The organism is Acidobacteriota bacterium (assembly GCA_039028635.1).
Classification (GTDB): Bacteria; Acidobacteriota; Thermoanaerobaculia; order Multivoradales; family JBCCEF01; genus JBCCEF01.
Window position 1 is genome coordinate 1 of record JBCCHV010000107.1, and the last position, 8,066, is coordinate 8,066.

6 protein-coding genes are annotated in these 8,066 nt (G+C 68.2%); all 6 read left to right on the forward strand.

The genetic code is table 11. From position 1 onward, the window contains the following. Positions 1–391 precede the first annotated feature (391 nt). Positions 392–1,756 carry a sigma-54 dependent transcriptional regulator gene (locus tag AAF604_24520; GenBank protein MEM7052849.1) on the forward strand — a complete coding sequence of 455 codons (1,365 nt, stop codon included), beginning with the start codon at positions 392–394 and terminating at the stop codon, positions 1,754–1,756. Positions 1,757–1,777: 21 nt separating this feature from the next. After that, entirely contained in the window at positions 1,778–3,136 is a 1,359-nt protein-coding gene (locus tag AAF604_24525) for an ATP-binding protein (protein ID MEM7052850.1), read from the forward strand. Between the two features lie 82 nt (positions 3,137–3,218). Then, positions 3,219–4,781 carry a GWxTD domain-containing protein gene (locus AAF604_24530; GenBank protein MEM7052851.1) on the forward strand — a complete coding sequence of 521 codons (1,563 nt, stop codon included), beginning with the start codon at positions 3,219–3,221 and terminating at the stop codon, positions 4,779–4,781. A 116-nt stretch (positions 4,782–4,897) separates the two neighbouring features. Beyond that, positions 4,898–5,503, forward strand: a complete 606-nt coding sequence (locus AAF604_24535; GenBank protein ID MEM7052852.1) for a TetR/AcrR family transcriptional regulator — start codon at positions 4,898–4,900, stop codon at positions 5,501–5,503. Between the two features lie 120 nt (positions 5,504–5,623). After that, complete coding sequence (locus AAF604_24540; GenBank protein ID MEM7052853.1) at positions 5,624–6,370, forward strand: SDR family oxidoreductase; 747 nt, start codon at positions 5,624–5,626, stop codon at positions 6,368–6,370. Between the two features lie 249 nt (positions 6,371–6,619). Continuing rightward, a complete protein-coding gene (locus tag AAF604_24545; GenBank protein ID MEM7052854.1) occupies positions 6,620–7,774 on the forward strand; it encodes a hypothetical protein in 1,155 nt (384 codons plus the stop codon). Positions 7,775–8,066 lie beyond the last annotated feature (292 nt).

Here is an 8,066-nt window from a genome sequence, read left to right on the forward strand (position 1 = left end):
CCTCAGGCGCACGCACATGTCGTGCGCCTTCACCCCTGGCCGGGCGCCCCCGTCCTCGGCGGCTTTGCCGCCGCCTCGTCGCGGGCGGCCAGCCCCTCGGGCTCGGGAGCTCTTGAGGACCAAAGACGCTCCGAGTCAAGAGTTCGTCAGCGCTGCTAGCTGTTTGTTCCGAGAGGGGCTACGCGCCCCTGACTGCGCGTCCCGGGCGAAGCGCCTCTCTCCGGGCCAAGAAGCGCGGTTCATTCCCGTCGCGGCGGCTACGCCGCCGCCCAGCCCTCCCGGGCTCGGTCGCAGGTTAGGTTTCCGCGCCGCCGGTGCGGGCAGTAGACTGCGGCGGGGCCGGGGAACGGCCACGGCCCCGATCGGCACCGATTCGGCCCTTGCCACGACCGTGAACACCGCTTCTCCAGCCGCCCGCCTGCTGATCGCCGACGACCAGCCGGACGTCCGCGAGGCGCTTTGTCTGCTGCTCAAGTCGGAAGGCTTCGAGACCGAGACGGCGGCGTCCCCGGAAGGGGTTCTCGAAGCCGTCCGCACTCGCGACCTCGACGCCGCCCTGATCGACCTGAACTACGCCCGCGACACCACCTCGGGCAAAGAGGGACTGCAGCTCCTCGACCGCTGCCGGGCCCTCGATCCGACCTTGCCGGTGCTGGTGATGACCGCCTGGCCGAGCGTCGAGGTGGTGGTCGAGGCGATGCGCCGGGGAGCCCGCGACTTCGTCGAGAAGCCGTGGGAGAACGCCCGTCTGTTGACCATCGTGCGCACCCAGGTGGAGCTCGGCCGAGCGCTGCGCCGCGGACGCCTGCTGGAGGAAGAGAATCGCCGGCTGCGCGGCGACGGGGCCCCCACCCTGATCGCGACGTCGCCGGCGATGGCGCCGGTGCTCGAGCTCATCGAGCGCGTCGGACCTTCCGACGCCAGCGTGCTGATCACCGGCGAGAACGGCACCGGCAAGGGTCTCGTCGCCCGCGCCCTCCACGCCGTTTCGGAGCGCAGCGACCAACCGATGGTGACGGTCAATACCGGCGGCCTGTCCGACTCCCTGTTCGAGAGCGAGCTCTTCGGCCACGTGCGCGGCGCCTTCACGGACGCGCGCAGCGATCGCGTCGGACGCTTCGAGCTCGCCGACGGCGGCACCCTGTTCCTCGACGAGATCGCCAATATCTCGCTGCCCCAGCAAGCCTCGCTGCTGCGCGTCCTGGAGAGCGGCGAGCTCGAACGGCTGGGGTCCTCTCGCACCCGCCGGGTCGACGCCCGCATCGTCGCCGCCACCAATGCCGACCTCGCCGCCGAGGTCACTGCCGGCCGCTTCCGCCAGGACCTGCTGTTTCGCTTGCGCACGGTGGAGATCGCGCTACCGCCCCTGCGGCATCGGCGCGAGGACATCCCGGCCCTGGCCCAACACTTCCTCGAACGCCACCGGCAGCGCTATCGCAAGCCCCTCGAAGGATTCCGGCCGGCGGCCCTCGAAGCCCTGGTGGCGCATCCCTGGCCAGGCAACGTGCGCGAGCTCGACCACGCCGTCGAACGGGCCGTCCTGATGGCCCGGCAGGCGAAGATCGAGAATGGTGATCTCGGCCTCGCCGAAACCAGCGGCCAGCCCGACTACCAGGCGATGACCCTGGACGAGGTCGAAAAGGCGCTCATCCGATCGGCCCTGCAACGCTTCGACGGCAACGTCGCGCGCGCCGCGCGACTGCTAGGCTTGAGTCGCAGCGCCCTCTACCGCCGCCTCGAAAAGCACCAGCTCTGACGCGGCACCGGCAGGCAGGCCATGGCCCGCAGCTTCGACGACCGCATCCTGATCTCGTCCCTGACCGTCGCCCTGCCGACGTTGCTGGCGGCCACCGTGCTGCTCTGGCTGTCGCCGGCCCCCTGGTGGCTGCGCGGCCTGATCCTCGCCGGCCTCACCCTCATTAGCGTCGCCGCCGCCCGGGCGCACCGCCGGCGGGTCACCTTCCCGATCTACACCCTGGCCAACGTCCTCGAGGCCCTGCGCGAAGGGGACTACTCGATTCGCGCCCGCCGCGGCGAGCCCACCGCCGCCCTCGGCGACGCCCTCGGACAGGCCCTCGGGGAGGCCAACCTCCTGGCCACCCGCCTGCAAGAGGAACGCCGCACCGCCCTCGAAGCCACCGCCCTGCTGCGGCGCGTCATGGAAGAGATCGAAGTCGCCGTCTTCGCCCTCGACGACGACGATCGGCTGCGCCTCGCCAACCGCGCCGGGGAGCGCCTGCTCGGCCGCTCCCTCGACCAGCTCGCCGGAGCCTCGGCCCACGACATCGGTCTCGGCCCCTGCCTCGGTGCCGATCCGCTTCGTCCCGTCGCCGCCTCCTTCCCGGGTGGCGAAGGGCGCTGGGAGGTGCGCCAGCGCAGCTTCCGGCAGGAGGGCAAACCGCTTCGCCTGCTGGTGATCAGCGATCTCTCGCGGCCCCTGCGGGAGGAAGAGCGCCAGGCCTGGAAGCGCCTCATCCGCGTCCTCGGTCACGAGCTCAACAACTCGCTGGCGCCGATCAAGTCGATGGCCGGGTCCCTCGGCACCCTCCTCGACCGCAATCCGCGGCCCAGCGACTGGCAGACGGACATGCGGCGCGGACTCGATCGCATCGAGGCACGCGCCGAGTCTTTGAGCCGCTTCATGTCCGCCTATGCGCGCCTTGCCCGCTTGCCTCCCCCCAATCTCGAGGAGATCGACCTCGGTCAGCGGGTGCGACGCCTCGCCAGCCTCGAAGGCCGGCGCCAGATCACCGTTTCGGCGGGGCCCGAGGTGCGCCTGCGGGCCGACGGTGCTCAGCTCGAGCAGGCGTTGCTCAATCTGCTCGCCAACGCCGTCGAAGCGGCCGAGACCACCGGCGGTGCGGTCACCATCGGCTGGCAGCGGGCGGGCGACTGGGCCGAGGTGGTGGTCGAGGACGAGGGGCCTGGCCTGTCGAACCCGGAAAATCTGTTCGTGCCCTTCTACACCACCAAACCGGAGGGCAGCGGCATCGGACTGGTGCTCAGCCGGCAGATCGCCGAAGGTCACGGCGGCAGCCTCACCTTGAGCGATCGCCACCCCGGCCCGGGCTGCGCCGCGGTCCTCCGCCTACCCCTCGAGCCGCGCGACGGGAGAGCCACCGAATCAAGCAGATAGGCACGAAGGGCCGCGAATCGCGAGGTGTAGAATGGTTGCTCCATTCCGCCCCATGGGTTTCTTCAGGAGGTTCTCCACGGCCATGCTCACGCGCACATTCACCTTCCTCGTATGCCTCACCCTGGCTGCCCTGCCGGCGACCGCCGAAATCTCCCAACGCTATGTCGACTGGGCCGAAGGTCCGGCGCGCCACCTCTTCACCAAGGCCGACCGTCAGGCCTGGGAAGGTTTGGCCTCGGATCAACAGGCGGAGGACTTCATTCGCCTCTTCTGGGCCCAGCGCGACCCCACCCCGGACAGCGCCGAGAACGAATTCCAGCGCGAGTTCGAGCGCCGTTCCGCCTACGCCGACGAACGCTTCACCCATCTCGAGGACGAAGTCGAGGTTCGCGGCTCGGTGACCGACCGCGGTCGCGTCTTCCTGATGCTGGGACCGCCGCGACGCCTGCAGCAACCGGGCGCCAGCGGCTCCACCGGCGGCGGCACTTTGGGCGGTGACTCGGCCTTCGGCGGCGACGGCAACATCACTTCCGGAGGCGGCTCCGGCCGCTTCGGCCGCGGCGGCACCACCGACCGCTTCGGCGTCGCCTCCGAGGAAGTTTGGATCTACGAGAAGGAGAGCCTGCCGGAGGTGGTCACCAAGAAGCGCCTGCGGGTACGGTTCCGCACCAAGCCGGGAACCGAGGAAGTCAAGCTCCACCAGGGCGAAGAGGCTCTCGCCTTCGCCGCCGAAGCGGCGGAGCGGGCCATCAAGCGACCGCAGCTGGTCCTCGCCGACCTGGCGCCGGCCACCACCACCTCGGTGCTCGCCGTCGAGGGCGAATCCGAGTTCCGCTCCTGGGGAGCGTCGGCCCTGTCCGACGCAGCGGCCCTCGAAGACCTGCGCGCGGCGCTCTCGGCGGGCGAGGAGATGGCCCTCAAAGCACATCTCGACACCGGCGCCTTCCAGTCCAGCGAAGGCGAGTGGATCGTGCCGCTGCAGGTGTCGTCGGCCTCGCCTCCGGACGGCGCGGTGCTGATCGGCGAGTTGGTGGACGCCGACGGCGAGAGCCGGGTGTCCTTCGAGGTGCCAGGCGAGTGGAAGGACTCCAAGGGTCAGAAGCTGCTCAAGGCCACGGTGGTCGCGCCGCCGGGTCAGTACCAGCTACGCGCCGGCCTGCGCGGTAGCGGCGGCGATTTCTCGTGGTGCAGCGAGCAGGCCGTCGAGGTACCCAGCTCGCAGGACGAGCTGTGGATCTCGGAGCTCATCCTGTCGGACAACATCTTCCCCATGCGGGAGGCCCAGAACGTGCTCGAGCCCTATGCCTGGCAAGGCGTCGTGGTGGTGCCGAAGGGCGATCGTTCCTTCGCCCAGGGCGGCGTTCTCTGGTACTACCTGCACGCCTGTCAGCCGGCCCTAGACGACAACGGACAGCCCCGGCTGCGGCTGTCGGTCCAGCTCTCCGGCGCCTCCAGCTTCCGCGGTCCCGCCGCCGCCGACCCGGTGAAGGCCGGCGACAACTGCTGGGTGTTGGCCCAGGGGCTCGACCTGACGGCCGACCGCTTCGTCCCCGGCGACTACGAGCTCAAGGTCAACGTCCGCGACTCGGTGGCCAAGAAGACGCTGGTCTCGAGCACCGAGAGCTTCACCGTCGTCAATCCGTAGACAGCCGCACGACGTCCTGGCGCTCCGGCGCTGATCGAGGGGGTGCCACGGCACCCCCTTTGCCGATCTGGAGCGACCCCGTTGACAAAATAGTTGACCGGTCGTATATTAGATCCATGGGAAGGAAGAGCAACGCCCGACAACAGCTCCTCGAGAGCGCCACGCACCTCATGCAGGAGCGCGGCTACACCGCCGTCGGCGTCGGCGAGATCTGTCGCCGGGCGGGAGTCCAGAAGGGCAGCTTTTATTACTTCTTTCCCTCCAAACAGGCGCTGGCGTTGGCGGTTCTCGACCTGTTTTGGGAACGCATCGAGGACAACCTCGCCGAAACCCTCGGCGGATCCGCGGCACCGCTCGACAAGCTGGCGCGCTTCTGCGTCGCCGCCTACGGCAATCAGCGCCAGCAACAGCGCGAGCAGGGTCATTGCACGGGCTGCTTCATCGGCAACCTGGCGCTCGAAATGAGCACTCAGGACCCAGTGCTCCGCGACCACCTCGCGGAGATCCTCGAAAAGCAGGCGGAGGCGCTGGCGGAAGTGATCGCCGAGGCCCAACGTCGCGGTGAGCTGCCGGCGAACAACGATCCGCTGCGCGCGGCCCGTTCGCTGATGGCCTACCTCGAAGGCCTCATCCTGATCGCCAAAGTGCGCAACGAACCGAAGCTGCTCGACGGCGCCGAGCAGGAAGCGCTGCGTCTGCTGGGAGCCCAGACCGCCGCCTGAGCCCGAAGGTCGTCCGAGGACGGACGACGCAACCTCGACAACAGCAAATCCTTCCTCTACAACCAAACAAACCCAAAAGATAATAGACGTTCGGTCTACTACAACTCAGGAGAGTATGCCATGAAGCTCAATGACAAAGTCGCCGTGATCACGGGAGGCAACAGCGGTATCGGGCGCGCCTCGGCCCTCGACTTCCAGCGCGAGGGCGCCAAAGTCGTGGTGTTCGGCCGCAACCAGACGACCCTCGACGAAGTCGTCGCCGAGCTCGGCGAGAATGGCCTGGCGGTGCAGGGAGACGTCGCCTCGCTGGCCGATCTCGATCGCCTGTACGCCGCCACCGCCGAGCGCTTCGGCAAGATCGACGTGCTTTTCGTCAACGCCGGAATCGCCCCGCCGGCTCCCCTCGAGGAGACCACCGAAGAGCACTTCGACCGAGTTTCCGACATCAATTTCAAGGGGGCCTTCTTCACCATCCAAAAGGCCTTGCCCCACCTCGCCGAGGGCGCCTCGGTGATCATCACCGCTTCGATCGCCGCCTACAAGGGACTCGCCGGCATGTCCGTCTACGCGGCGACGAAGGCGGCGGTGCGCAGCCTCGCCCGCACCCTGTCGGTGGAGCTCCTTCCCCGCGGCGTGCGCGTCAACGTGCTCAGCCCGGGGCCGATCGAGACACCGATCTACGACCGCATGGGTCTGCCGGCGGAGGCCGTCCAGGAATTCGGCAAGCAGGTCCTCGACGCCACCCCGATGGGTCGTTGGGGAACCTCCGAGGAAATGGCCAAGGCGGCCCTCTTCCTGGCCTCCGACGACTCCTCCTACATGGCCGGCTCGGAGATCATCGCCGACGGCGGCTTCGCCACGCTGTAGCCGCTCCGCGGCCCAAGGAATCGGGGTACTCACCCTGCCAAGCCCCCGGGCTCCCGCCCGGGGGCTTTTTCGTGGCTACCGCTCTTCCCGGTCGTTTCCAAATCCCATGGCGGGTTCCCGCAGCGGACTGCGTATCCGACAGCGAGGGCGATCAGCGCCCTCGATCGCGACAACAATCCAGGCACTTTTTCGGTCCCGGGTCGGTCGTTGCCGACCCAGGATCGGTGTATCTATCGAGGAACCCGCGTCATGAAAAACCACTTCTCAGTCCATCGGCTGCTCTGGCTCCTGCTGGTCCTTCTCCTCGCCCCGGTCTCGGCCTCCGCCATCGAGGTCTGCGGCAACGGCATCTGCAATCCCACCGGCTTTCCGTCGGAGGACATCAACACCTGCCCCCAGGACTGCGGCGGCGACCCCAATCCGGGCTGCAACCAACACTTCTGCGACGACTGCGACCGCCCCAACGCGGCCACCGACCTCGACGCCGACGGCGTTCCCGACAGCCTCGAGTACGACATCGCCCACAAGTTCTTTCCCTCGGTCCACCTGCAGGGCCATTCGGAGGACCGCTCCGAAGCCTACCTCTACCGGAATCGCTCGATTCCCTACATGGTGAACCCGCTGCCGCCGCAGGGCCTCTGCAACGAGGTCAATGAGTGCCTCGAGGTGCGTTGGGGCATCGCCTTCAAGTACGACCACGGCGACACCTGGTTCGACATCGGCAACCACCGCGGCGACAGCGAGATGTACGCCGCCGTCGTCCAGCGCACCACCGACTGGCTCTTCGCCAAGTTCGACATCGACGACTGGCGCATGGTGCGCGACTTCACCGCCTCCCACTTCAAGGCCCTCGGCGACTCCAGCAAGATCGGGGTCTACGGCAACTGCCCGACCAGCTGCTCGGCCTTTCGCAACGACCCGGCGGCCTGCGACGCCAAGAGCTACTGCCAATCGAACGGCTACTGCTCCGGCTACCACGGCGGCTGCTACGGCCCGAGCAACGCCGCCGCCTGCAACGCCACCAGCGGCTGCACCTGGAATCCGTCGTGCCGCTGGAAAGAGTCGACGAGCTGCTACTCGGCAAGTCCCAAGACCCAGCACGTCGACATTTTCAGCGCCGAGAGCAAGCATGCCCTCTACCACTCCGACAGCGAGTGCGACAGCGGTGGCTGGAACTGGTCCGACGACTGCCCACGAACCCCTTCCACCGCCTACGACATGCGCCAGTGGAAAGACGACAAGCTGCAAAACGTCGGTCGGCCGGAGCACCACCCGCTCAACCAGACGCGAATCCAGCACCCCAACTTCTGCGGCACCTACGACGTCTGGGGCGGCAAGAAATTCGGCGGTGCGGCGTCCTACAAATCGCACTTCGAAGAGCCCCTCCCCTGGGCCCTCGACTAGTCGGCTGCGGTTCCAACCACCCAAAGCCTGCCGGCGATCCATCGTCGGCAGGCACCCGAACCCGACGACCGCGAAATCACCAGCGGAGAACGAGACACTGCCGGCCCGAATCCCACCCACACCCTCCAAGAGCACCGACGGAGGCCGGGGCTCGGGCTCTCCGGCGAGCGGCCTGAGCCCGCGGGCAACACACCTCAAAAACCGAAACCAGGACCGGGACGGAAAAGGGGAGGCATCTGTCTGAGCGAAGCGAGTTATGCCTCCCCCCGGACCGGGCCGACCCGCAGGCCGA

What these genes read in the sequence shown, in the direction of transcription:
- AAF604_24545 (MEM7052854.1), top strand. Translation starts at nt 6,620, where the DNA reads ATGAAAAACCACTTCTCAGTCCATCGGCTGCTCTGGCTCCTGCTGGTC.
- AAF604_24540 (MEM7052853.1), top strand. Translation starts at nt 5,624, where the DNA reads ATGAAGCTCAATGACAAAGTCGCCGTGATCACGGGAGGCAACAGCGGT.
- AAF604_24530 (MEM7052851.1), top strand. Translation starts at nt 3,219, where the DNA reads ATGCTCACGCGCACATTCACCTTCCTCGTATGCCTCACCCTGGCTGCC.
- AAF604_24535 (MEM7052852.1), top strand. Translation starts at nt 4,898, where the DNA reads ATGGGAAGGAAGAGCAACGCCCGACAACAGCTCCTCGAGAGCGCCACG.
- AAF604_24525 (MEM7052850.1), top strand. Translation starts at nt 1,778, where the DNA reads ATGGCCCGCAGCTTCGACGACCGCATCCTGATCTCGTCCCTGACCGTC.